The organism is Nocardioides lianchengensis, from assembly GCF_900101465.1.
In the GTDB taxonomy this organism is placed as follows: Bacteria; Actinomycetota; Actinomycetes; order Propionibacteriales; family Nocardioidaceae; genus Nocardioides; species Nocardioides lianchengensis.
In genome coordinates this window covers 41,398-66,292 of the sequence record NZ_FMZM01000011.1, presented here as the reverse complement: position 1 = coordinate 66,292, position 24,895 = coordinate 41,398, and the positions used below count along the sequence as shown (strand labels likewise).

General features: G+C 75.2%; 19 protein-coding genes. 10 read left to right on the top strand and 9 right to left on the bottom strand.

Annotated features, from left to right (window positions below; genetic code table 11):
- The first annotated feature begins 43 nt into the window (after positions 1–43).
- Positions 44–1,066, top strand: coding sequence for an alpha/beta hydrolase (locus tag BLT76_RS18965; protein WP_244509487.1), 1,023 nt, complete (start codon positions 44–46; stop codon positions 1,064–1,066).
- Here the strand turns inward: BLT76_RS18965 and BLT76_RS18960 are convergent.
- Together BLT76_RS18960 and BLT76_RS18955 are read right to left on the bottom strand one after the other, a co-directional pair.
- The gene (locus BLT76_RS18960; protein ID WP_090859735.1) at positions 1,044–1,760 is read right to left on the bottom strand and encodes a YdcF family protein; all 717 of its coding nucleotides are present in this window, start codon (positions 1,758–1,760) and stop codon (positions 1,044–1,046) included. The two genes, BLT76_RS18965 and BLT76_RS18960, sit on opposite strands and share 23 nt — an antisense overlap.
- 10 nt (positions 1,761–1,770) lie before the next feature.
- On the bottom strand, positions 1,771–4,548 hold the full coding sequence (locus tag BLT76_RS18955; protein ID WP_139175687.1) for a hypothetical protein: 2,778 nt from the start codon (positions 4,546–4,548) through the stop codon (positions 1,771–1,773).
- 199 nt (positions 4,549–4,747) lie between these two features.
- On the opposite strand from BLT76_RS18955, the gene BLT76_RS18950 reads away from it, so the two are divergent.
- Positions 4,748–7,033: a carboxypeptidase regulatory-like domain-containing protein gene (locus tag BLT76_RS18950; protein ID WP_090859731.1), complete on the top strand. Its 2,286-nt coding sequence runs from the start codon at positions 4,748–4,750 to the stop codon at positions 7,031–7,033.
- A gap of 18 nt (positions 7,034–7,051) precedes the next feature.
- Here the strand turns inward: BLT76_RS18950 and BLT76_RS18945 are convergent, their stop codons facing one another.
- A complete protein-coding gene (locus tag BLT76_RS18945) occupies positions 7,052–8,830 on the bottom strand; it encodes a CotH kinase family protein (protein ID WP_139175685.1) in 1,779 nt (592 codons plus the stop codon).
- Positions 8,831–8,871: 41 nt separating this feature from the next.
- Complete coding sequence (locus BLT76_RS18940) at positions 8,872–9,234, bottom strand: DsrE family protein (RefSeq protein ID WP_090859728.1); 363 nt, start codon at positions 9,232–9,234, stop codon at positions 8,872–8,874.
- A gap of 22 nt (positions 9,235–9,256) precedes the next feature.
- Between BLT76_RS18940 and BLT76_RS18935 the strand changes: the two genes are divergently transcribed.
- From BLT76_RS18935 to ygfZ, 3 genes are read left to right on the top strand one after another with little or no spacing between them, the layout of a single operon-like run.
- A complete protein-coding gene (locus BLT76_RS18935; RefSeq protein WP_090859726.1) occupies positions 9,257–9,751 on the top strand; it encodes a heme-binding beta-barrel domain-containing protein in 495 nt (164 codons plus the stop codon).
- Between the two features lie 11 nt (positions 9,752–9,762).
- Positions 9,763–10,176, top strand: coding sequence for a Fur family transcriptional regulator (locus BLT76_RS18930; protein WP_090859724.1), 414 nt, complete (start codon positions 9,763–9,765; stop codon positions 10,174–10,176).
- The gene (ygfZ, locus tag BLT76_RS18925) at positions 10,173–11,132 is read left to right on the top strand and encodes a CAF17-like 4Fe-4S cluster assembly/insertion protein YgfZ (RefSeq protein WP_090859722.1); all 960 of its coding nucleotides are present in this window, start codon (positions 10,173–10,175) and stop codon (positions 11,130–11,132) included. Before BLT76_RS18930 ends, ygfZ begins: the two co-directional genes overlap by 4 nt.
- A 51-nt stretch (positions 11,133–11,183) precedes the next feature.
- Here ygfZ and mshD read toward each other — a convergent pair whose 3' ends face one another.
- On the bottom strand, positions 11,184–11,984 hold the full coding sequence (gene mshD, locus BLT76_RS18920) for a mycothiol synthase (RefSeq protein WP_244509486.1): 801 nt from the start codon (positions 11,982–11,984) through the stop codon (positions 11,184–11,186).
- 126 nt (positions 11,985–12,110) lie between these two features.
- On the opposite strand from mshD, the gene BLT76_RS18915 reads away from it, so the two are divergent.
- On the top strand, positions 12,111–13,061 hold the full coding sequence (locus BLT76_RS18915) for a type IV toxin-antitoxin system AbiEi family antitoxin domain-containing protein (protein WP_211753071.1): 951 nt from the start codon (positions 12,111–12,113) through the stop codon (positions 13,059–13,061).
- 50 nt (positions 13,062–13,111) lie between these two features.
- On the opposite strand, the gene BLT76_RS18910 is transcribed toward BLT76_RS18915, so the two are convergent.
- A complete protein-coding gene (locus tag BLT76_RS18910; RefSeq protein WP_090859718.1) occupies positions 13,112–13,858 on the bottom strand; it encodes a response regulator transcription factor in 747 nt (248 codons plus the stop codon).
- A gap of 84 nt (positions 13,859–13,942) precedes the next feature.
- On the opposite strand from BLT76_RS18910, the gene BLT76_RS18905 reads away from it, so the two are divergent.
- From BLT76_RS18905 to BLT76_RS18895, 3 genes are all read left to right on the top strand, one after another.
- Positions 13,943–14,245, top strand: coding sequence for a MoaD/ThiS family protein (locus BLT76_RS18905; RefSeq protein WP_211753069.1), 303 nt, complete (start codon positions 13,943–13,945; stop codon positions 14,243–14,245).
- 177 nt (positions 14,246–14,422) lie between these two features.
- Positions 14,423–18,478, top strand: a complete 4,056-nt coding sequence (locus BLT76_RS18900; RefSeq protein ID WP_090859716.1) for an Ig-like domain-containing protein — start codon at positions 14,423–14,425, stop codon at positions 18,476–18,478.
- Positions 18,479–18,607: 129 nt separating this feature from the next.
- On the top strand, positions 18,608–20,758 hold the full coding sequence (locus tag BLT76_RS18895) for a helix-turn-helix domain-containing protein (RefSeq protein ID WP_090859714.1): 2,151 nt from the start codon (positions 18,608–18,610) through the stop codon (positions 20,756–20,758).
- Between the two features lie 30 nt (positions 20,759–20,788).
- Here BLT76_RS18895 and BLT76_RS18890 read toward each other — a convergent pair whose 3' ends face one another.
- Complete coding sequence (locus tag BLT76_RS18890; RefSeq protein ID WP_170867148.1) at positions 20,789–22,387, bottom strand: sigma-70 family RNA polymerase sigma factor; 1,599 nt, start codon at positions 22,385–22,387, stop codon at positions 20,789–20,791.
- Positions 22,388–22,516: 129 nt separating this feature from the next.
- On the bottom strand, positions 22,517–24,097 hold the full coding sequence (locus BLT76_RS18885) for a sensor histidine kinase (protein WP_170867147.1): 1,581 nt from the start codon (positions 24,095–24,097) through the stop codon (positions 22,517–22,519).
- A 255-nt stretch (positions 24,098–24,352) separates the two neighbouring features.
- Here BLT76_RS18885 and BLT76_RS18880 point away from each other — a divergent pair, with 255 nt between their 5' ends.
- Positions 24,353–24,646: a hypothetical protein gene (locus tag BLT76_RS18880; protein WP_090859709.1), complete on the top strand. Its 294-nt coding sequence runs from the start codon at positions 24,353–24,355 to the stop codon at positions 24,644–24,646.
- Between the two features lie 18 nt (positions 24,647–24,664).
- Here the strand turns inward: BLT76_RS18880 and BLT76_RS18875 are convergent, their stop codons facing one another.
- Positions 24,665–24,847 (bottom strand): hypothetical protein, encoded by a 183-nt coding sequence (locus tag BLT76_RS18875; protein ID WP_090859706.1) that lies wholly within the window; start codon positions 24,845–24,847, stop codon positions 24,665–24,667.
- Positions 24,848–24,895: the final 48 nt, after the last annotated feature.

Genomic DNA, 24,895 nt, shown 5'->3' with positions numbered 1-24,895 from the left:
AACGGGAGGTGTCCTCGCCGCCCGCCTCGCTAGGGTCACTGCCGTGGACATCAGGTTCGAGGTCGAGAAGCGGGTCCTGGCGGCGGCGATGGCGCTCCCGGAGGCCGCCCAGCGGCGGCTGGGAGGTCGACCGGTCCGCCTCGACGGCCAGACCCTGGCGGCCGACACCCAGCTGATGCTGCGCCTGCAGCGGGTCAGCCGGCAGCCGGACGTCGGGCGGCTGCCGATCCCCCAGGGCCGGGCGCTGGCGGTCCGCCAGACCCGGCTCGCGGGCGGCGAGCAGCCGGTCGGGTCGGTCCGCGACCTGCGGGTCGCCGGTCTCGGGGCGCGCCTCTACGTCCCGAGCGGCGCCGCGCCGACCGGTCCGCTGCTGGTGTTCCTGCACGGCGGCGGCTTCTTCTTCGGCGACCTCGACACCCACGACGCCCCCTGTCGGCTGCTGGCCGAGCGGTCCGGGGTGCGGGTGCTGGCGGTCGACTACCGGCTGGCGCCGGAGCACCCCTTCCCGGCGGCGTACGACGACGCGCAGGCGGCGTACCGCTGGGTGCTGGAGCATGCCGCGGACCTCGGGACGACGCCCGACCGGGTGGCGGTCGGGGGCGACTCGGCCGGCGGCAACCTCGCGGCCGGGGTCGCGATCGAGGCGGCCCGCGACGGTCTGCCGGTCGCCTTCCAGCTGCTGGTCTACCCGGTGACCGACAACGACCGCGCGACGCTCAGCTCGCGGCTGTTCGCGGACGGGTTCTACCTCTCGACGCCGTTCCGCGAGCTCGCCTCGCGCAGCTACCTGCCGGGCGGCGAGGTGCACGACCCCCGGGCGTCGCCGGCGTACGCCGAGCTGCCCGCCGGCCTCGCGCCGGCCCTGGTCGTCACGGCAGGCTTCGACCCGCTGCGCGACGAGGGCGAGGCCTACGCGCGGCTCCTCGAGGAGGCCGGCGCGACCGTCGAGCTGCGCCGGTTCGAGGACCAGATCCACGGCTTCTTCAACATCGTCGGCGTCGGCCGGAGCGCGCTCGCGGCGAACCACTGGGTCGCGGACCGGCTCAGGGCTGCCCTGAATCCGTGACCGCGGCCCTGACCGACCCGGGGTGGGCCGCGGCCAGCCGGTCGGCGGCCGCGAGCACGTCCCCCGGGACGTCCACGTGGCCGATGAACCCGGCGCCGCGCGGGCCGTAGCCGTGCTCGTCGTCGCGCAGCCGTCGTACCTCTCCGAGGACGAGGGACCGGAACCGCTCCTCGCTCCAGACCCCGGCGCGGGCGGCAGCGATCGGGACCAGGGGCGCCCAGCTGCGGACCCGCGCACCGAGGTGCTCGAACGACGCATGGGTACGACGCTGCATCGTCGGGTCCTGCAGCACGAGGAGCGTGCCCGGACCCGGACCGAGCAGGTCGAGGGTGAACCGGGCGTTCTCGCCGCAGTTGGTCGCCTCCTCCTCGAGTCGCACCGCGTCTGCGGGGACCCCCGCGCGGGCGAGTAGCTCGCCCAGGACCGCCGCCTCGCTCCGCCCTGCGATGGGGACGTCGTCGACCGCATGCGCGACGGCGGCGCGGAGGTACGACGTCGAGTGGCCGACCCCGCCGGTGACCACGATCGTGGGGGCCACGCCGCGGCGCCACAGGTCGGCGACGACGTCGACGGACGCGAGCACGGCGCTGCCGCAGAGGACCAGCACGTCGGCCGGCTCGGTGTCGGCGCCGGGGTCGCGGCGGGCGAGGTAGCGACCGACGAGGTCGAGGTCCGCCTGCCCCTGACCGGTCACACGACGCTGCTCACAGGTCGGGGCGCCACCGGCGCAGCACCCGGAGGAACTCCTCGGGGTCGACCGAGCGCCGGTCGACGCTGACCGGTGGCAGGCTCCGCCGTACGAAGTCGAGACGCCAGTCGCGGTCGCCCGGCCAACCCTGGACCTCGACCACCGTGCGGTCGCTGGTCAGGTCGAAGCGGTGCTGGTTGTCGCCGTCGGCGATGACCACGACGCCGGCGTCGACGGTGACCGTCCGGCCGCGCGGCCGGACCAGCAGGCCCAGCAGCACCAGGACGACGGTGGCCGCGGAGAGCCCGATGCCGAGGGGCTTCAGCAGGTCGCCCTCGGTGGCGACGTACGCCGTCCCGGCCGCGCCCGCGAGGGCGGCCAGGAGCAGCAGCGCCGAGAGGACCCGGCGGCCACGCCCGCGCTTGAAGGTCACCGGACCCGATGGCTCGGCCGGTACGGCGGGCGCGGTGGTCGTCTCGCCGGCGGTCGGGGTCGGCCGCTTGCCGCGCTTGGTGCCGGGCTCGACCCCGAGCTGGTGGGCCCGGGTCTCGGCGAGCTGGTGGGCCAGGTCGGCCGCCCGCTGCTCGGCGACCAGCCGCTCCTCGAGCGCGCCCTGGGCCAGCTCGGCCTGGTAGCGCACCGACGACTCGACGGCCTGGCGTTCGACGGCCCGCTGCTCGGCGGCGTCCTCGACCTCGGCCCGGAGCCGGGCGTGCTCGGCGGCATCGGCCTCGGCGGCCTCGCGGGCGGCCAGGGCCGCGGTGAGGGCGTCGGCCTGCTCGGCCAGCCGCTGCTCGGCCTCGGCGAGCGCGGCCCGGGCCTGGGCGGCCAGCTCGGCGTGCGCCTGGGCGTCGGCCTCGGCCCGGGTGCGGGCCTCGACGGCGGCCGCGGCGGCCGCCTCGGCCTCGGCCCGGCCCTGGTGGGCCGCCTCGGCCTGGGCGGCCAGCTTGCTCGCGGCCGTCTCGGCGGCCGTCCGGGCCTCGTGGGCGACCCGGGCGGCCTCGGCGTGCTCGGCGGCCACCGCGTGGGCGGCCTGCTCGGCGGCCGCGGCCTGGCCGGCGCTCTCGCCCTGCTCGCGGGCCGCCTGCTCGGCGGCCGTGCGGGCGGTGTGGGACTGCTCGCTCACCACGGCGGAGGCGGCGGCGGCCTGCTCGGCAGCCGTCCGGTCGGCGTGGGCCCGCTCGGCGGCCTCGGCCTGGAGCCGGGCGGCCTCGTCGGCGGCGCTGCGGGCGGTGAAGGCCTCCGTGGCCGCGGCCTCGGCGGCGGCCCGGGCGTCGGCGGACTGCTGGGCCGCGGCGGCGTGCTCGGCCGCGGTGGCGTCGGCGGCGGCCCGCGCCTCGTGGGCGACCCGCGCGGCCTCGGCCTGCTCGGACGCCAGCGTGTGGGCGGCGTGCTCGGCGGCGGCGGCCTGGGCGGCGGCGACCGTCTGCTCCTGGGCGGTGTCCTCGGCGGCCTCGCGGGAGCGCTGCGCGGCCTCGGCGTCCGCGGTGGCGGCGCGCGCGGCCTCCTCGGCGGCGGTGCGGGCCTCGTGGGCGCTCTGGGCGGCGGCGGCCTGGGCGGCGGCGGCCTCGTCGGCGGCGGTGCGGGCCGCGGCCTGCTCCGCGGCGGCGGTCTCGGCGGCCTCGCGGGCGGCGGCCTGCTCGGCCGCCGCGGCGTCGGCGGCGGCCCGGGCGTCGTGGGCGACCCGGGCGGCCTCGGCCTGCTCGGTGGCGGCGGCGTGGGCGGCGTGCTCGGCGGCGGCGGCCTGCCCCGCTCGGGCGGCCTGCTCGCGGCCGGCCTCCTCGGCCTCGCGGCGGGCGACCGCGGCGGCCTCGGCGTCGGTCGCCGCGACCCGGGCGGCCTCCTCGGCGGCGGTGCGGGCCTCGTGGGCGCTCTGGGCGGCGGCGGCCTGGGCGGCGGCGGCCTCGTCGGCGGCGGTGCGGGCGGCGGCCTGCTCCGCGGCGGCGGCGTCGGCGGCCTCGCGGGCGGCGGCCTGCTCCGCGGCGGCGGCCTCGGCCGCCTCGCGCTGCTCGGTCGCGGCCCGGGTGAGCCCGGCGTGCTGCTCGGCGGCGGTCGTGGCGGCGGCGACCGCCTCGCGCAGCGCCTCCTCGGCGACAGAGCGGCCGCGGTGGGCGGCCTCGGCGCCGTCGGCCTGGCCACGGGCCGCCTCCTCGGCAGCCAGTCGCGCCTCCTCGGCGGCCTGCGCGGTCTCGCCCGCCGTACGGGCGGCGTCCTCGGCCGCGAGTCGGGCCTGGTGCGCGCCCTCGGCCGCCTCGGCCTGCTCACGGGCGGCGTCCTCGGCCGCCTGGCGGGCCTCGGCCGCCGCGGTCGCTGCGCGCTCCGCCTCCTCGCGCAGCCGGGCGGTCTCGGCGGCGGCCTCGGCCTGCTCGCGAGCGGCCTGCTCGGCCTCCTCGCGGAGCCGGACCGCCTCGGTGGCCGCGTTCTCGGCCGACCCGCGCTCCTCGACCGCACGGGCCGTGGCCTCCTCGGCGGCGGTGCGGACGGCGTACGCCTCCTCGACGGAGGCCCGGTAGTCGGCCAGCGCCCGCTCGGCCGACTCGCGCGCCGCCGTCGCCTCGCGGGCGGCGTCCTCGGCGACCAGCCGCTCGGCGTGCGCCTCGGCCGCGGCGAGCTCGGCGGAGCGCCGCAGCGCCGTGGCCTGCTCGGCGGCGGCGGTGGCCTCGCGCATCAGTCCGGCGAACTCCTCCGGGGACGGCGGCGCAACGGCCGGCGGAGGGGTCGCGGACGTGGGCGACTGCCGGCGTCGCCAGCGTCGTCCGGCTCCGTCGTCACCGGGGTGCTGCTCGCCGCTCATGGGGCGTGAGCCTAGTGGTCGGCGCGGGCTCCGGTGACGACGGGCGAGGGGTGAGCGCCCGTCCGTCGTACGCCGACGACTGGTCTGGACCGACGCCGGCGTGGGTCGGGCGGACTCGGGAAATCGCCCCCGCCGTGACCTCCGCCGTTCTAGGTTCCCCTCTCAATACGGGGGGACCGGACAACCTCAGGAGTGAGAAGTGCAGCAACACAGAGTCGGGCTGAGTGGACGACGGATCGCGGGGTGGTCCCTCGCCGGGGCCCTCGTGGCGGGGTCGCTGACGGCGGGCGCCGCCCCTGCGACCGCAGCGACCGGGTGGGTGCCGATCAGCGGGACGGTGACCGCCGACGGACAGCCGCTCAGCGCCCGCCTGGAGCTGCACCGCCAGGCGCCGGACGGTGACGGCGGAGTGACCTTCCAGCACTACCGGACGCTGTACCTCGACGGGTCCAGCAGCAGCTTCTCGGTACCGGTGCCGAACGGCGTCTACCAGCTCTCCGTGCAGGACTGGTCGAACGGCCGCTACCGCACCGAGTGGTACGACGACGCCGCGTCGCAGGCGACCGCCGAGGAGATCGTCGTCGACGGGGCGGCCGTCGTCCTCGACGAGATCGAGCTCGACCTCGAGCAGACGATCACCGGTCGGGTGACCGACGCCGTCGGCCGCCCGGTCCGCGACGTCCGGGTGCTGGCCTACGACGCCGCCTCGCCGGGAGGCATCTATCGCTACAGCACGTACTCCGACAAGCACGGTCGCTTCGACCTCCGCCCCATCGCCGGCGAGTACGTGCTGAAGTTCGAGGACGAGCGCGGCGACTACGCCACGGAGTGGTACGACGACAAGCCCACCGCGGAGGGCGCGGCCGTCATCGACCACGACGGCCAGGAGGTCGTCGATATCGGCGAGGTGCGGCTGTCGCAGGGTGGGTCCATCAGCGGCCGGGTGACCGACCCGGCCGGTGCCCCTCTCTCCTCGGTCGGCGTGGAGCTCTTCGACGAGGCCGGCGACTATCGCGGGAACGTCCGGACCGACCGGGCGGGCCGCTATTCCCTTCCGCGGCTGTCCGTCGGCAGCTACGCGGTGAGCTTCTACGACTACAGCGACCAGTTCCTGCCGGAGTTCTGGAACGACGCTCCGAACTTGGAGAGCTCGACCAAGATCGTCGTCGGCCGCGACCAGGACGTCACCGGGCGTGACGTCGTCCTGGCACCGCGCACCACCGGTGAGCTCCAGGGTGTCGACCTGACCGGGACGGTCGTCGACGTCGCGGGCAAGCCGGTGCGCGGCGTGTACGTCTCGGCGATCGATCCCACGGTGGCGAGCGGGTTCGAGCACCTCGACTCGGCCATGACCGACCGGAACGGTCGCTACCGGTTCACCGGCCTGGACCCTGCCTCCTTGGAGGCGGACGGCAGGAACCCGGGCCTCTCGACCTTCCGGATCCTCTTCGAGGGTCCCGGCGTCGCGGACGACGACCTCAGGTACGTGTCGACCTACCTCGGGGGCGGCCAGAGCTTCCCCCGCAGCGCGACCGTCACGGTGCCTGCCGGCGGGACCGCGTCCGCGCCCACCACGACCCTCCAGCAGCACGCCGGCATCCGCGGCACGCTCTCCGGCATCCAGGGGCCGCTCGACGACGGGACCGTCCGTCTCTACGACGGTGACGGGCGCGTCGTCGACGACGCCTCGCTGAGGCGCGACGGCAGCTACCGGTTCGAGGACCTGCTCCCCGCACGGAGCTACCGCGTCGAGTTCCAGGGCTGGGACAACAGCCTCCAGCACGCCCTGATCAGCTCCTGGTGGAAGCGGGGCGCGAGCTTCGCCACTGCGACCCCGATCGTGGGGCGCAGCGGGGAGTGGGCCAGCGACGTGAGCGCGGTGCTGACCAACCAGGTGACCGCCCTCACCGCACCGACGATCGGCGGACGGCCGGTCGTCGGCGGCACCCTCACGGCGACGACCGGCACCTGGAACCTCAGCGCCGGGTCGGACTGGTCCTTCGCCTGGCTGCGGGGCGGCACCGTCGTCGGCAACGGGCGGACCTACCGCCCGACCGTCGCCGACGCCGGCAGCCGCCTGACGGTCCGGGTGACCAACATCGACGCCAGCGGCTTCCTCCACGAGATGCCCATGTCGGTCCCGTCGGGCGACAGCTCCTACGAGCGCTCCGGGACCGCGAGCTCGGCCCCCACCGCGGTCGTGCGCAACACCTCCCGAGCGAGCGCGACGGCGTCGTACAGCGCGAGGAAGAAGGTCGTGACGATCACGGTCCGGGTGGCCGTGCCGGGTACGGCGAGCCCGGCCGGCACGGTGACGGTGCGCGACGGCCGCCGGACGGCCAAGGCCGGCGTGCGCCTCGTGAGGGGCGTCGCGAAGGTCACGGTGCGGAAGCCGAAGAGGGGCAAGCGCACCTACACGGCGTCGTACTCCGGCACCACGGCGGTGCTGCCCGCGAGCGCCTCGGCGACCGTCCGGGTCAGGTAGCCGTCACCGGCTGGGCGGTCAGGACAGCTGACCGTCCAGCCAGGTGATCCGGGCGTCGAGCCAGCCGGCGAGGTAGGCGACCTCCTCGGGGTGGTCCGCCCCGTGGACCATCCCGCCCCACGGCCGGTCCGGCCACCGCGCCAGGTCGGCGGCCGCGGAGTCGTGGATGACCGCGCTCGCCGCGGGGAGCTGGGCCACCAGGTCCCGGGCGATCGGGGCGAAGGTGGCCCACCGGGCCTCGACCAGGGCCGCGAACGCGGGGTCGTCCAGCAGCCGGGTCAGCCAGTGCGTGTCGTGCCGGGCGTGGTCGCCCGGTCCGGCGCTCCCGTCGCCGCGGATGTACCAGCCCGTGGGGGCGCCGTACTCCTCGCCGAACCAGCCGTCGAACCCGCTGCTCAGGTCGAAGTCCCAGACCGGGCCCATCCGGAACGGCTGACCGGGCTGCCAGGTCAGGTAGATGCTGGAGTAGAAGTCGGCGTCGAGGTTCTTGAAGAGCTCCTGCACGAGGTACCAGTCGACGAACGACGCCGTGTCGACGTACGACGACCAGTCGGCCTCCGGGTCCTCGCCGATCGACGCCAGCACGTCCTCGAAGCCCTCGAGGCGGGCGGTCAGCTCGGCGACCTGCGCCGCGGTCGGGTCGTCGGGGTCCTTGTAGGCGATCGGCATGCCGCGCTCGGTGGTGTAGCCGGGCTCGCCGGACCAGCTGTAGCGCTCGTCGACCTCGAGCAGCAGCCCGTCCTCCGGCAGCGCGACCCGCTGCGGGGCCCGCTCGACCACCTCGACGAGCAGGTAGCTGCCCAGCGCGACGCCGTTCAGCGTCAGGTCGACGAAGCGACCGTGCGGGTTCCAGCCCAGCCGGGTCCGGTCGGCCAGGGCGAAGGCCGCCCAGTTGCGCAGCAGGCTGGGGTCGCCGTGGTTGGCGAGCAGCGCCCAGTCCTTCTCGGCCGGCAGCCCGAGCAGCGACGCGGCACTGTCGAGCTTGATCCGGTAGGGCTTCTTCGGCCAGCCCCAGGTGCTGTTGCCGCGCCCCTTGATCCTCAGCGGACGCGTGGCCCCGTCGAGGGTCATCGCCCCGGCGACATAGGTGTCCTTGCTCTCGACGGGCGCGCCGCCGGTCGTGTCGATGGCCAGCGCCTCGACCTCCTGCGGCACGGCCCAGGTGACCGGCGTCGGACGGAATCCCACGACCCCGCCCGTGTACGACGGGATGCCGCGCCAGGCGGGCACCCGGACCCGGTAGGACCGCGACTCCGCGCGCGGCAGCCCGCTCAGCGACCAGCTGACGCCGCCGCGGGCCGACTGGCCGGCGGCCGCACCGACGGTGCGCCAGGCGCCCCCGGAGAGCGCCTCGAGGAGGACCGGCCGGCCGGCGCGGACCGGGCTGATGGCGGCGGTCGCCGTACCGCTGGTGCCGGTGCCGATGAGGGTCAGCCGGGCGGACTGGGCCGCGACCGGGACGACGCGCTCCGCGGTCACGACCTGCTTCCTCCGCCCGCTGCGCGGGGCGAGCACCCGCAGGGTGCTGGTCGCGGCGAGGGTCGTCGTGACGGTGAACCGGCCGGCCCGCGAGCTGCGGCCCGTCGCGAGGACCCGCCAGCCGCGGCCGGCCCGGGCCTGGAGACGGACCGGCCGGGCGCTGCCGACGGTGCCGGTCACCACCACCCGCTCGCCGGCCACCGGTGCGGCCGGGGCGACCGCCAGCCGGGCCGGGGCGGCCGCGTGGGCCGGGGCGGGGACGAGGAGACCGGCGAGGATGAGGAGAGCCGTCAGCAGGGCGGCGCGGAGCGAGGACACGAGGACCATGGTGGGGTCATCGGCAGGCCGCCGTACGTCGTTTAGTAGACGAGCGCCTGGACGTCCGCGCGCAGCGCCTCCTCGACGAACACCGCGGCGCCGGCGATCCGGGCGCCCTCGTCGAGGTCGGCCTCGGTGATGCCGCGCCGGGCCGCGCACTGGCTGCACACCGTCACCGTGCCGGCGGCGCGGACCGCCGCGACCAGCGCGCGGGGCGAGGCGGCGTGCTCGAGGGTGAACGGGTCCTCGCGGCCGGCGACCGCCGCCCAGACCGACTCGCCGGAGAGCCAGAGCGACACCTCGGCGCCGGCGGCGACCGCCAGCGAGGCGACCGTGAAGCCCTGGTTGGCGCGCTCGGGGTCGTCGGCGCCGCAGGTGACCTTGACGAGAAGAGGACGGACCACGCTGCGACTCTAGACTGGGTCCATGCCGTTCGAGATCCCCGAGAACCTGCACCCCGACTGCGGCCCGATCGCCTGGCTGCTCGGCACCTGGCGCGGCAACGGGCACGGCGACTACCCCACCATCGAGGGCTTCCAGTTCGGCCAGGAGCTGATCTTCACCCACGACGGGCGGCCGTTCTTCCACTACTTCTCCCGCTCCTGGATCATCGACGAGCAGGGCGAGAAGGTCCGCGAGGGCGCCCTGGAGACCGGCTTCTGGCGGGCCCTGCCCGGGGGGAAGCTGGAGGTCGTGCTGACGCACAACACCGGGCTGAGCGAGATCTGGTACGGCCAGGCCGAGGGTGGCAAGATCGAGCTGCGCACGGCCGGGATCGGCTCGACCGAGACGGCCAAGGAGGTCACCTCCGCCCACCGCATGTACGGCAACGTCGAGGGCGACCTGCTCTACGCCAACGACGTCGAGATGGCCGGCCAGGAGCTGCAGCCGCACACCTGGGCTCGGCTGCAGCGGGCCTGAGGGGACCGGCCATGAGCGACGACCTGAGGTCCCGGCTGCGGGGGAGCGGCTACCGGCTCACCCCCCAGCGCGAGCTGATCCTCGGTGCCGTCGAGACGTTGCGGCACGCCACCCCCGACGAGGTGTACGCCGAGGTCCGCACCCACTCGACCGCGGTCAACATCTCCACCGTCTACCGCACCCTCGAGGTCCTCGAGGAGCTCGGCCTGGTGCGGCACGCGCACCTCTCGGACCGCGCCCCGACGTACCACGCGGTGACGGGGCACACCCACTTCCACCTGGTCTGCCGGAATTGCGGGCGCGTGGAGTCGGTTGACCCGGAGATGGTGCAGCCGTTCGTCGAGGCGCTGCGGTCCCAGAAGGGGTTCGTGGCCGACGTGGGCCACCTGACCGTGTTCGGCGACTGCGAGGAGTGCCCGTCATGACCCTGCTCGACCTTCCCGGAGCAGTGGCCGGTGACGGGATCGACGCGCCCGTGGCGGCCCACTACGGCTCCCTGTACGGCGAGCAGCGGCTGCTCGACGCCGGCGAGGGGTTCGTCGACCTCTCCCACCGCGACGTCCTGCGCGTGACCGGCCCGGACCGGCTGACCTGGCTGCACTCCCTCACCACCCAGCACCTCGACGCGCTCGGTCCGAAGCAGTGGACCGGGGCGCTGGTGCTCAGCCCGCAGGGGCACGTCGAGCACGCCTTCGTCGGCGTCGACGACGGCGAGTCGTTCACCGCCCACACCGAGCCCGGCACCGGCGCGGCCCTGGTCGCCTGGCTGGACCGGATGCGGTTCATGATGCGCGTCGAGGTCACGCTCGTGGAGGACCTCGCGGTCACCTGGCGGCCGTCGTCGACCACCGGCACCGGCTGGTACGACGCCTACGAGCTGATCCCGCGCGACCAGCTGGCGACGTACGCCGACGCGGCCGGGCCGGCCGCCGGCACCTGGGCGTTCGAGGCGCTCCGGATCGCCCGGGGCGAGCCGCGCCACGGCCTCGACACCGACGCCCGCACGATTCCCAACGAGGCCGGCTGGATCGGCCCGTCGGTCCACCTCGACAAGGGCTGCTACCGCGGGCAGGAGACGGTCGCCCGGGTGCACACCCTCGGCCGCCCGCCCCGTCGGCTGACCCTGCTCCACCTCGACGGCTCCGAGAACCGGCTGCCCGCGGTCGGCTCCGACCTGGTCCTGGCGGGAGACGCCGGCGGCAAGGCGATCGGCCGGGTCGGCACCTCCGCCCGCCACCACGAGCTCGGCCCGATCGCCCTCGCGCTCGTCAAGCGCAACGTGGCCCTCGACGCGACGCTCGAGGTCGACGGCCTGGTCGCCGCCCAGGAGGTCGTGGTCGACCCCGAGGTCGGCCTGCACGTCCGCCCGCGCCTGCGCTGAGTCGATAGTCCCTGACCTTCCGCAGGTCCGGGACCTGCCGACGGTCAGGGACTATCGGCGGTACTGGACGTGGGTGTCGGCGGGGGCGTGGGTGAAGCCCAGGCCGGAGTAGACGCGGACGGCCGGCGCGTTGTCGGACTCGACGTACAGCAGCACCTCGGTGTGCCCGGTGGTCGCGAGGTGGTGCAGCCCGGCGAGGGTCAGCAGCTTGCCGAGCCCGCCGCCCTGGGCGGCCGGGTCGACGCCGACGACGTACACCTCGCCGAGCGCGGGGGTGTGGTGCTTGGTCCAGTGGAAGCCGACGACGGCGCCGTCGCGCTCCGCGATCAGCAGCCCCGCCGGGTCGAACCAGTCCTCGGCCATCCGCTCGGCCAGGTTGGCCTCGTCCATCGCGCCTTGCTCCGGGTGGTGGGCGAAGGCGGCGGCGTTGACCCGGACGACGTCCGCCGCGTCCGCCGGCCGGTAGCCGCGGACCTCGACGTCCGACGAGGGCAGCGGCGGCAGGTCGCCCAGCGGTCGGCGCATCACCCACAGGTCCCGCACCTGCGTGAAGTCGTACGACGACGCGAGCGCCGCGGCGGCCGGGTGGTGGCCGTGCGACCAGGCGAGCAGCTCGCCGTCCCCGGCGTCGGCCAGCGCCCGCTCGAGCAGCCCCCGGCCCAGACCCCGCCCGCGGGCCTCGGGCCGCACGACCAGGCTCAGCTCGCGGTCGACGAGCAGCGCGAACCCGTCGGCGTCCTCCTGCGCGCGCACCCGCTCGGGGTGGTGGCGCAGGGTCAGCAGGGTGGCCTCGTCCAGCGGCGCGGCGCCGTCGTACGCCTCGGCCTCGGCGGCGATCTCCTCGATGCTCACGTCCGCGAGCCTAGGCGGACGCATCGTGGAGCGGGGCACGCACCTGGTGCGCGCAGGACTCCACGGTCATCCACAGGCCGGCCGTCCACGGTGGCTGAGGTCGGCCGGTCCGGACAAGGTGATCCGGTGGACGCTGAGACACGGGCGGAGGTGCGAGCGGTGCTCGTGGGCCAGGACGGGGTGGCGACCTGGTCGCAACTGCGGGCTGCGGGTCTGCAGCGTCACGACCTCGACCGGATGTTGCGGCGGCGCGAGATCGTCCGGGTCCACCGGAGGGTGTACGTCGACCACACCGGCCCGCTCACCTGGTCCCAGCGCGCATGGGCCGCGGTGCTGCACGCCGGCCCAGCGGCCCTCTGCCTGGAGTCGGCGGAGTCCGATCCTGACCCCGACGCGGTGATCCACGTCGCGGTGGACCGGACCCGACGTGTGTCGGGAGCGCCGGACGTGCGGATCCACCGGATGGTCGGCTTGCAGGAGCTGGTGCGCTGGACGACCAGTCCGCCGCGGCTGCGGGTGGAGCCGAACGTGCTCGAGCGGGTCGACCGGGCCGGGTCGGAGAGCGAGGTCATCCGCCTGCTCAGCGACGCCGTCGGCTCGCGTCGTACGACGGCGCCGCGTCTGCGGGCCCAGCTCGTCGCACGAGCCCGGATGAATCGACGAGCCTGGGTCGCGGCGGTGCTCGACGACCTCGAGGGCGGCGCCTGCTCGGTCCTCGAGCAGGGCTTCTGGAACCTGGTCGAGAGACCGCACGGCCTGCCGACCCCGCGACGCCAGGCGCCGCGGAGAGGCGATGGTGGCGTCGAGTACCGGGATGCGTCCTACGACGACCTCGGTGTGGTGGTCGAGCTGGACGGACAGCTGGGCCACGCCGGATGGCAGGGCGCCGGTCGGGATGCGGACCGGGATCTCGACGCTCGGGTGGAGGGCGATGAGAGCGTCCGCATCCGCTGGGCCCAGGTCTTCGACCGGCCGTGCCGGACCGCGGGCAGGCTCGCCCGCCTGTTCCGGAGGCACGGCTGGGCGGGCGAGGTGCAGGCGTGCGGGCCTGACTGCACCGCGGGGGAGGCCGCATGACCGTGGAGTGGCACACGCACCAGGTGCGTGCGCGGCTCCACGATCATGGATCAGGCGTCGACGGACTCCCCGGCCGGGGTCGTGCTGCGCGCGTCGGCCTCGGCCTTGGCGGTCTCCTTGGTCGGGAGCACGAACCGGTAGCCGACGTTGCGGACGGTGCCGATCAGGGTCTCGTTCTCGGGGCCGAGCTTGGCGCGGAGGCGGCGTACGTGGACGTCGACGGTGCGGGTGCCGCCGAAGTAGTCGTAGCCCCAGACCTCCTGGAGCAGCTGCTGGCGGCTGAAGACGCGACCGGGGTGCTGGGCCAGGAACTTCAGGAGCTCGAACTCCTTGAAGGTCAGGTCGAGGGCGCGACCGCCCACCTTGGCGGTGTAGGTCGCGTCGTCGACGACGACCTCGCCGGAGCGGATGACGTGGGCGTCGGGGTCGGCGGCCTCGCGGCGGGCGTTGAGCCGCCCGATGGCCAGCTTGATGCGGGCCTCCAGCTCGGCGGGGCCGCAGGTGTGCAGGACGACGTCGTCCATGCCCCAGTCGTGGCTGACGACGGCCAGGCCGCCCTCGGTGACGACGAGCAGGACGGGGACGTCGGTGCCGGTGGTGCGGATCAGCCGGCACAGGTCGCGGGCGTGGGCCAGGTCCTGACGACCGTCCACGAGCAGCAGGTCGGAGTCCGGGGCCTCCAGCAGGGCGCTCCCCTCGGCGGGGAGGATCTTGACCTGGTGGCCCAGCAGGGCGAGACCGGGCAGGACCTCGGCCGAGGGCTGCAGGGCACTGGTCAGCAGAAGCAGGGTGCTCATCTGGGTTTCCTCCCGACAATGGGGCGGGAACCGAAACGCAACGCTGGGCCTCGGTCTTGATGCTGTAGGGAAGAATACCGAAACGTGACGGACACATCGGGTGGAGTTGGGTCAAATGAGACCGAACTCATTCGCGTTCGTTACTGGGCCGCGGCCAAGGCGGCGGCCGGCGTGGCGCAGGACGAGCTGCCGGTGAGCGGTCCGGTCCGGCTGGCCGAGCTGGTCCGCCGGGTGGTCGACCTGCACCCCGGCACGACTCTCGGGGAGGTCGTCCGGGCCTGCTCGGTGCTGGTCGACGACCGGCCGGTGGGCTCCGCCGACCCCGAGACGCTGCTGGTCGAGCCCGGCTCCTCGGTCGAGCTGCTGCCGCCGTTCGCCGGAGGCTGAGCGCCCGTCGGAGATTGTCATACAACCTGACAACCCGAAACATGGCCGACGCACGATCGACGCGCCGTCGTAAAGAGACCTCCTTAGGTTCACGGCGCCCGTCTCTCTCCTCGCCGTCGGGTCCGCGTCAGAGCAGCCGCGAACCGAGCGGCGACCGGACTCCTCAGGAGCCACATCGTGCGCCACGTCGCCCGACGGCGCGTAGGGCTCGGCCTCTCGGCCGCCCTGCTCGCCACCCCGCTCGCCGGCCTGCTGCCGGCCCCCGCCTCAGCGGCCGACCCGACCGGTGGCACCGTCGCCGCCGGCGACGACTGGACCGTGAGCCGCGCCCCTGGCGGCTACCTGGTCACCGTCGATCTCGACCGGCCGCTGCCGATGAAGTCGGACGCCCCCACGATCGTCGTCGATGGCGAGACCGTCGGCCTGGCGACCCAGGCCGCCGACGGCAAGTCCCTCAGCGTCTTCACCACCGACCCGGAGGTCGCCTCGGCCGGCAAGGCCGACGCCGGCTGGGCCAGCCAGTCGGTCGCCGGTGACGGGACGCCGAGCCGGGCCGTCAGCGTGCCCGAGGTGGCGCGCGCGGCGGCCGCCCTCGAGACCGACCCGGCCGCGCCGGGCAGCTACGACTGGACCGAGTCGATCTACAAGTTCGGGGACCAGGCCATCCCGCTCGCGGCGATCGGCGGGATCCGGGGCGAGCTCGAGGGCAAGCTCTACCTGCCCACCACCGGCGGGGCCCGCCCGACCGTGATCCTGTTGCACGGCCGGCACACGTCCTGCTATGGGCCGAACCCGACCAACCCGCTGCGCTGGCCCTGCGCCACCGCGCCCACCAACGAGCTGCGCAAATCCATCCCGAGCTACGCCGGGTACGACGGCACCGCGCGGGCGCTGGCCAGCCAGGGCTACTCGGTCGTGTCGATCTCGGCCAACGCGATCAACTCCAACGACGCCGAGCTCACCGCCGACCAAGGCGCCCAGGCCCGCGGCCAGCTGATCCTCGACACCCTGACCATGCTCGACAAGGCCACCAAGGGTGAGCCCGTCGTCTACTACGACGCCTGGCAGCAGCGCGACCGCACCCTCGACCAGGCGCTGGTCGACGGCACCGCGTCGTACGCCACCCGCGCCGACGGCTTCGTCGGCGGTGCGCCGGAGCTCGACACCGTCACCGCCGCCGGTCTGGTCGGCAAGTTCGATCTGCGGACCATCGGCCTGATGGGTCACTCTCGCGGCGGCGAGGGCGTCACCTCGGCGGCCACCCTCAACCAGGCGCTGGCCACCCCGTGGGCGATCAAGTCGATCCTGCCGCTCGCGCCGGTCGACTTCGCCCGGATGACCGTCCCGAACGTCCCGATGAACGTGATCCTGCCCTACTGCGACGGCGACGTCTCGAACCAGCAGGGCCAGCACATGCTCGACGACTCGCGCTACGCGTTCGGCGACGACGTGCTGCGCTCGGGCACCTGGGTGATGGGCTCGAACCACAACTTCTACAACACCGTCTGGACGCCGGGTAAGTACCTCAACTCGGTCAGCGACGACTGGAGCAACAGCACCGCCCGCCGTACCGAGCCGACCTGCGGCACGGACGCCAGTGTCGCGGCCACCTCGATCCGGATGACGGCGGACGAGCAGTACGCCCAGGGCACGTCGTACATGACGGCCTGGTTCCGGCTGACCCTCGGGGGCGAGCAGCAGTTCCTGCCGATGTTCGACGGCTCCGGCTCGGTCCCCGCCGCCCTGAACGGCGAGGACGTCCGCACCGTCGCGACCGCCCCGTCGAGCAAGCGGGCCACGCTCGCGAGCTTCGAGGAGGCGACCTCCCTGGTCCGCTCCTTCGGTACGGCGACCGCCAACCCGTGCGCCAGCATGAGCGGCCGTACGGCGCCGCAGAGCCTGCCGTTCTGCACCACCACGATGGCCTCGTCGCAGCTGCCGCACTGGACGCCCGCCACCAACGGCGGCAACGTCCCGGCGACCCCGGTCACTCGGATGACCTGGACCAGCGCGACCGGCGAGGTGCGGGTCTCGGTGCCGGTCGGCAAGCGCAACGCGAGCGGCTTCGAGCGGCTCTCGGTCAAGGTGGCCGCCGACGAGACCGTCACCACGGGCACCGACCTGACGATGACGGTGGTCGACAACGAGGGCGTCACCTGGACCTCGCTCGTCTCGGCGCTCAACCCGTACGCCCTGGTGCGGATGCCGACCTCGACCAGCAGCTCGGCCACGAGCACGCTGAAGAAGGTCGTGCTGCAGCAGGTCAACGTCCCGGTCGCCGCCCTGGCCGCCGCGGGCCTGAACACCGCCGACGTGCGCGAGGTCCGCTTCACCGCGGCCCCCGGCGCGGACGCGCTGCCCACGGGCGGGGTCTACCTCTCCGACCTGGCCTTCGAGACCTCGTCGGTCGGCACCGCCGTGATCAAGACCGAGCCGGTCATCGACGTCTTCGCCCCCGGCATCGACGAGGGCAACGGCCCGGGCACGGTCGACCTGGCCGTCTACCTCAACCAGGCCGCCGCCACCCCGGTGTCGGGCTACGTCTCGCTCCTGGGCGCGACCAACGGCCGGGCCGGCATCGCCATGGAGAAGGTCACCTTCGCCCCGGGCGAGACCTGCAAGGTCGTCACCGCCCCGCTGCAGGGTGACAAGGCCACCAGCTCGTCCAACGGCACGAACATCAAGTACAGCGTCATCGACGTGGCCGGCGCCGTGCAGGGCAAGAAGGCCGTGGGCTGGCTCTCGGTCCGCGAGGACGACGGGACGACGGCGTCCGCGGGCCCGCTGCCGGCGTACGGCACGCCCGGTGCGGTCTGCGCCGAGCTGGCCGGGGTCCGCGCCGGTGGTGCGGTCGCCACGGCTGCGACCACGGTGCCCGGCACCGACGCGACGGTCTCGGCCACCGGCTTCCGGGCCGGCGAGGCCGTGACGTTCACGGGCGCCGGCCTCGCGCCGGTCGTCGCGACGGCCGACCCGGCCGGGGCGGTCTCCGCCACCATGGCCGTGCCTGCCGACGTCGCCCGCGGCGCCCTCGCGGTCACCGCCACCGCGGCGGCCACGGGTCGCGTGGCGACCGGCGCCCTGGGCGTCCGGGACACCAGCACGACCACGCTCACGGTCTCGCCCGAGGTCCCGGCGCTGCGGCAGCCGGTCACCCTCACCGCCACCGTCGGCGGCGGCGACGCCACCGGCACGGTGACGTTCCGCGACGGTGAGACCGTGCTCGGCACGGCCGACACGGTCGCGGGCGTGGCCAGCCTCCCGGTGCCGGGCTTCGGCGCCGGGGCGCACGCCCTGTCGGCGAGCTTCGCCCAGACCGCCGTGAGCACGTCCTCGGCCTCCGCGCCGGTCGCGTTCACGCTGGCGAAGTCGACCCCGACCGTGGCGCTCACCCTGGGCGCGGCGTCGGGCACCTTCGGCTCGTCGGCGGTCACCGCGGACGTCGCCGTCGGCGGCGCGGTCGGCGGCGGAGACGTCGAGATCACCTTCGGCTCGACGACCGTCTCGGTCGCTCTGGACGAGAGCGGGCACGCGTCGTACACGCTGCCGGACACGCTGTCGGCGGGCTCGTACGCCGTGACCGCGCAGTACCTCGGCTCGGCCGACGCCGAGGCGTCGACCGTGGCGTCGGCGCCGTACGAGGTCAAGAAGGTCGCCAGCACCGTCGCGCTCAGCCTGGGTGCGCGGTCCGCGACCTTCGGGGCCTCCGCGGTCACCGCGAGCGTCGCGGTCACCAACGCCGTCGGCGGCGACGTCCGGCTGACCTTCGGCGGACGGACGGTCACGGTGCCGGTCGACGGGTCCGGGCGGGCGTCGTACCGCCTGCCGGCGACGCTGCCCGCCGGGTCCTACGCCGTCACGGCGCAGTACCTCGGCTCCGCCGACGCCGAGGCGTCCGCGGTCGCGTCGGCGCCGTACACGGTCGCCCGGAAGGCGACCCGGACGGCCGTCAAGGTCGCCTCGTCCGTGAAGGCGGGCCGGAAGCTGTCCGTCGTCGCGTCGGTCAGCGGTGCGGTCGCCGGTACGCCGGTCACCGGCAAGCTGACCGTCAAGGTCCGGGGCGGCGCCAGCCTGACCCGCACGGTGACGCTGCCGGCCTCCGGCAAGGTCAGTCTGAAGGTCCCGACCAAGGCGCGGGCGCAGGGCAGGAAGCTGACGGTGACGGTGTCCTTCACCGCGACCGGCAGCTATGCGTCCAGCTCCGCGCCGGCGCGGACGGTCCGCCTGAAGTAGCCCGCGGGAAGGCGTGACGACGACGGGCGGGAGGCCTCGGGGCCTCCCGCCCGTCGTCGCGTCCGGACCGGTGGACCAGACCGGTCGAGGCGCCGCGTAAGCCCAGCGCCCGAAGCCCGTCTGTGCTGCGTGAGCGAGCTGCCCCCCGACCAGCTGACCGATCTGCCGCGGCTCCCGCCGTCGGCCCGTGCCCGACCCCGGCTCCTGGAGCGGCTGGACCGGTGGCTCCCGCTGACCGTCCTGCACGCGCCCGGGGGAGCCGGCAAGACCACCCTGGCGGCGCAGTGGACGGCGGCCGCGCGCGGGCGCGGCGAGAGCGTCGCGTGGTACGACGCCGCCTCCGGCGGAGTGGACCCCGCCGCTCTCGCGTCCCTGACGTCCGCGCTGGTCGGCAGCGGTCGCCGGGCCGCGCTGGTGGTGGACCGGGCCGACGCCCTGGGACCCGGCGGGCTCCGGACCCTGGTCGAGCGGGTCCGCGGGTCGTCGTCGCTGCACCTGGTGGTGGCGCTGCGGGCCGGCCACGCCTCGGTGCTCCGGCTGCGCACCGAGGTCGAGAGCCAGGTGCTGACCGGGGCCGACCTCGCCCTGGACGCGGACGAGCTGCTGCAGCTGGTCGACGTTCCGGCACCGCAGGACCTGCTGGCCTGGACCGACGGTCACGTCGGCACCGTCGTCAGCGGCCTGCCGCTGCCCGGGGCCGGCGGCGGCTGGTCGCGGGAGCGGGCGCGCGCCGCCCTCGGCGTACGCCTCGACGAGGTGGGGAGCGGGCTCGGGCTCGAGGTGCTCGCCACCGTGGCGGGCTCGGCGGTCCCGTCGGCGACGCTGGCCCCGCTGCTGGCGCAGCTCGACGGCGACCCGCTCGCGGACCTCGAGCAGGTCGGGTCGGTCGAGGTGGCCGACGACGGGCTGCTGGTCCGGACCGCGCCCGCGCTCCGGGAGGTGCTGCGCCGCCGGGTGGGCCTGGACGCCTGGGGCGCGGACCTGGTCGGGGCGGTGCTCCGGCTGCGGTGGTGGGAGCTGCTGCGCGACGACCCCGCCCTGCTCGCGGACCTGCTGACCACGCTGGCGGACGATCCGGTCGAGGCCGGTCCGCTGGCCACCCAGCTGCGCGTCGAGGGCCTCGTCGGCCCGGCGGTCGAGCCGGCGCCCGGGACGAGCCGGCCGGACCTCGCGGCCTGCACGGTCCGGGTCCTCGCCTGCCGGCGCCGCGGGGACCTCCCGGGTGCTCGCGACGCCGTACGGCGGGGGGAGGCGCTGACCACGGCGGGCCGGCCCGAGGCGGCCGTCGTACGACGCTTCGCGCTGGAGGCCGGCCTGGCCTGCTTCGAGGCCGGCGACGTGGAGTCCGCTCGTCGGTGGTGGTTGCGAGCCCACGCCGCGCTGGCCGGGGAGACGGAGGCGGCGGCGCTGCTGGCGCTGGCCGCCGCGCTGGAGGCCGACCATCAGGCGCTGGCCAGCTGGAGCGGCTGGGCCGGTCACGACGAGTCGGACGCGCACCGGCTGGCTCGCGCCATCGGGGCCCTGGACCGGCTCGAGCTCGCCGAGGCGGGTCGGGAGCTGGCGGCCGTGGCCCGCACCGGGCTGGCGGGCGACCTCTGGTACCTGGTGGCCGCCGTCGGGGCCGAGCTGGCCCTGATGACCCCGGCGCGCTCCGAGGCCCTGCACGTGCTCCGGCAGCAGCGGGCCGAGCACGCGCTGCGGGCGCCGGTCGGCTCGATGGCCCGCTGCACCCTCGACACCGCCGAGCTCGACCTGCTGCTCGCCACCGGCCGGGCGACCGAGGCCGCGACCGTCCTGGAGTGGATGACCGACAGTGCGGCGACCCGGCTGGTGCGGGGGCGGCTGGCGCTGATGGCCGGCGACCTGGAGGTCGCGGGCGCGGAGCTCGCCGCGGTGGCCCACCCGCCCACGAGCCCGCGCCGGTTGCGGATGGAGGCGCTGCTGCTCACCGCCGAGACCCACCGCCGGGCCGACCGCACCGCCGCAGCCCGGACGGCGGGCGACGAGCTGACCCTGCGGGCACCCTGGCCGCGGCTGCTGGAGCTGGTGCCGGGCGGCCCGGTCCACCCGGCGTCGGTCGAGGTGGTGCAGCTGACCAGCCGGGAGCGCGAGATCCTCGAGATGCTGCGGGGACCGCTGCCCCGCGACAGCATCGCGGCCGCGCTGTTCGTCTCCACGAACACGGTCAAGACCCAGCTGCAGGCGCTCTACCGCAAGCTCGGCGCCACGACCCGCGAGGAGGCGGTGTCCCGCGCCTACGCGCTCGGCCTGCTGGACTGACGCGGCGTAGGACAACCCGCACGGCGCGGCTCACCCCTCGAGGTACGTCCAGGTGTCGTTCTCGGGCTGGGGGTCGCCGTTGCCCGGCGCGGTGATCCGGGCGCGCAGGTCCAGCCGGGTGCTGACCACGAGGTCGACCGCGAGCACGCCGGTGCCGGGCTCGAGCGGGCAGGTCAGGACCGTCCGGTCGTCCACGGTCGGCCCGGGGGTGCAGGTGGCGGTCGGGAAGCCGACGTCGGTGTGCATCGTGTGGCTCTGGTAGCCGCGCACGTCGAGGGTCACCACCGCCGCGATCGGAGCGGTGACCACCATCTCGACGTGGTGGTGCGGCCCGAAGTACTCGAAGAGTCCGGCGGTCAGCGACAGGTCCTCGGTCGAGGCGTACGTCGGCGAGGGGGACGGCTTCGCGGTCGGGGTCGGCACCGGGACGTCGGGGCGCGTGGGACTGCGCGTGGGCTTCGGGCTCGGCGACCTGGTCGGAGTGGGGCTCGGGGTGGGACTCGGGGTCGGGCTCGCGGAGGTGGTGGCCGGGGCGGGCGGCTCGGGGTCGACGACCGGGACGACGGCCGCGGTCGGCGACGGGCGCTCCGGGCGCGTCCGCGGCGGCGTGGTGGCGGGCGCCGGATCGGCGGGAGGCGGGACCGCCGTCGGGCTGGCGTTCGCCGCGGGCGGCGGCGCGGCCTCGGGCGGTGCCTCGGGGGCGCTGGTGACCACCACCGCGGTCACGGCGACGGCCGCGACGGCCGCGACGGCGGCGGCCCCGGCGGCCACGGCCGGGTTGGTGAACCGCTGGGACCGGCGACCGACGGAGGCGACCAGACCGGCCCAGCCTCCGGTGGCGGCCGCGGTGACCGTGGCGGCGTACCCGGTGGCGGAGGCGCCCAGCAGTGCCGGTGCCAGGACGGCGCCGAGCTGGGAGTTGAGGGCACCGAGCTCGAGCACGCCCGCGCTGCAGTCGGCGCAGCCGTCCAGGTGCAGCTCGACCTCGGCACGGGCCTCACGGCGCAGCCGACCGCGGACGTACGGCGCGAGCTGCTCGCGGTAGGGCCGGCACGCCTCGTCGCGGGCCGCGGCCAGGTGGGCGCTCAGGTAGGCCTTCCGCAGCCCGTCTCGGGCGCGGAAGCCCAGCGCGGCGACGGCGTTGGCCTTGATGCCGAGCAGTCGGCCGACGGTCGCGTGGTCGTCGTCCTCGACCGCGGTGTGCCACAGCACCGCCTGCCACCGCTCGGGGAGCGAGGAGAAGGCACTCGCCAGCACCGTCGACTCCTGCCGCTCGGCGGCCTCGTCGCGCGGCAGCGGGTCGTCGGGGACGGCCTCGTCCTCGACCCAGACGAACCGGCTGTCGCCGCGCACGTGGGTGACGTGGACGTTGCGGACCGTCCGCAGCAGGTAGGGCCGGAAGGCCAGGGTGGGGCCGCCGCCGGCGCGGAGGGTCTCCAGGACCCGGGCGAAGGACTCGGCGACGACGTCCTCGGCGGTGACCGGGTCGGTCAGCGAGCGGGCGTAGCGCAGTGCGGGCTCGCGGTGGCGGAGGTAGAGCTCCTCGATGGCGTCCCGGTCGGCCTGGCGGGCCCGAACGATGAGGTCGAGGTCACTCGTGGCGGAGTCCGGCTCGAGGAACGCCGTCACCAGGTCCACCTTCCAGGTCTACGGGTACGACGTCCCATGATCGGGGATCGCGAAGCCCCCCGCTGACGATTCCCCGCAGCCTGGGGTGGAAATCACCCGAGCCCTCACCCCGGTCTGGTCCGGCTCGGGTCAGCCGGTGAGGGCGGGCAGCACCACGGTGACGGTCGTGCCCTGGCCGGGGCTGGTGACCATGGAGATCTCGCCCCCGTGCGCCTCGACGACCGCCTTGCAGATGCTCAGCCCGAGCCCGAGGCCCTGGACGGCGTCGCGGCGGGCGGAGTCGGTGCGGTAGAAGCGGTCGAAGGCGCGCTCGCGCTCGTGCCGGGCCAGACCGGACCCGGTGTCGCCGACCATCAGCATGATCTGGGGCCCGGACCGCAGGCTGATCTCGACCGACCCGCCCATGGCGGTGTGCTTGACGGCGTTGGAGACCAGGTTGTCGACGACCAGCTCGATCTTGTGGGGGTCGGCCGTGGTGACCACGGGGGGCAGGTCGCAGCTCAGCTGCACGCCCCGGGTGCCGGCGGAGTGGCGGTGTCGCTCGGCGACGGTGCCGACGAGCTCGCTGAGGTCGACCCGGTCCAGGTCGAGGGTGAGCCGGTCCTGGGAGCCGGCGACGAGCAGGTGCGAGATCCGGTCGGTGAGGGTCCGGGCGCCGCGGCGCGCCGTACCGAGCATCTCGACGAGCTCGGGGTCACCGCCCTCGAGCTCCTCGGAGATGATGTCGAGGTAGCCGACGACCGAGACCAGCGGCGTGCGCAGCTCGTGGGAGAGCGTGGCGAGGAACTGGTCGCGGACCCGCACCGACTCGACCAGCTCGGTCACGTCGAGCGAGACGACGACGGTGCCGAGCGGATCGCCCGCCGCGGAGGTGACCTGGTGGGCCGAGACGGCGACCGCCGCCTGGGAGCCCGGCTCGCCGAGCCAGACCAGCTCGGCCTCGATCTCGGCGCCGGAGAGGGCGCGGGTGACGAACTGCTCCTCCGGCGGGACCCGGCGGATCCGGTCCTCGCGCCACACGGAGGTGCCGGGGCGGTCGGGGTTCTCGACGTCCATGCCGGCGAGCAGCGCGAACTCGAACGCCCGGCGGTTGGCGAGCCGGCGCTCGCCGTCGGGGCCGTGGTAGGCCAGCCCCACCGGCAGCACCTCGATCAGCGAGCGGGTGATCTCCAGCTGCTCGGAGGACCGGGCGAAGGCCCGGCTCAGCTTCTCGGACCGGTCGGCCAGGATCGAGGACCCGAGCTGGGCGACCAGGGCGAGCATCACCGAGACCGTCGGGAGCGCGAGCAGGCCGATCCACTGGGTCGCGTGGGGTGCCTCGGAGGCGCGCAGGTAGGGGAGCGCGGTGATGAGCACCGCTCCGCACGACGCGAGCGCGACCCCGGACCGGCCGAAGTGGAAGCCGAGGCACAGGATCGGGATCAGCGCGATCGAGCTGATCGAGATCAGCGTCCCGACGTCCTGCGAGCGGATCACCGCGATGGCGACGATGTCGAGGACCGGGACCACGGCCAGGAAGCGGACGGGCAGCGGCAGCGCGATCGCGGCGCCCAGGGCCAGGGCCGCGGCGCCGGCCAGTGTCGAGGGGGTCGTCAGCAGGCCCGGGGCGGTGATCGCCAGGGCCAGGGTCAGCAGCGCGACCAGGAACAGGACGGGGGCCTGCCAGATGAGGAACCAGCGACGACGACCCGCAGGGTTGAGCGTCAGCAATCGCGCCATCGTCACCTGTCACCAGAGTCTGCGTGGGGGGCTCGTCCCTGAAGGCGTATCGGTCGCCTGGGCCTGAGCGTAGACGAACGAGTACCCGCCGGTACGCCCTTCGAACCGGCGCGGTACGACGATCCACCGCGACGAATCACCCGCGTGTTCACCCTGATCCGCCGGTCTGGACCGGGTCGGCCCGGGCGTAATGGATCCCGGACACCGACGTCCACCCGTCGCAGACATCGGACCAAGGGGACGTGAATGGCGGAGATCGGCAAGGACATCCAGCGACTCAGTGAGGGTCGGGCGGTCTTCGACGCCCGGCGCCGGCGGCTGGTGCTGCACGACGACCGGGGTGCGGTGTTGGTGGAGATGGAGATCGGGGAGACCCAGCTCCGCAACTGGCTGCAGCGGCTGCTGCTGACCACCCCGCACGAGGGCGGCCGCGAGCCCCAGGAGGCCGCGGTGCTCCTGCTGCTGGCCCGCCTCGCCGCGGGTCGGACGGCCCCCAAGCCGGTGCGCCCGGCAGCTCGCCCGGCTGCGCGCGTGGGCTGAGCCCACGCCGGGGAAGGATCAGGCCGCGAGGTCGCCGGGGCGGTCCGGCGTACCGCCGGCGGCCGCGTCGACCCCGTCGGGCCCGTACGACGGCGGGACCGGCCCACGGTTCCCGGCGTTGAACGACCGGCCCACAGCGACCGCGACGGGCAGCGGGAGGATGATCCAGCACACGATGACGAGCGCGATCACGAGCATCATGGGACCCCCATCGGCCGCCCGAGCGGCGGCCTGAGCCGTGGTCTGGAC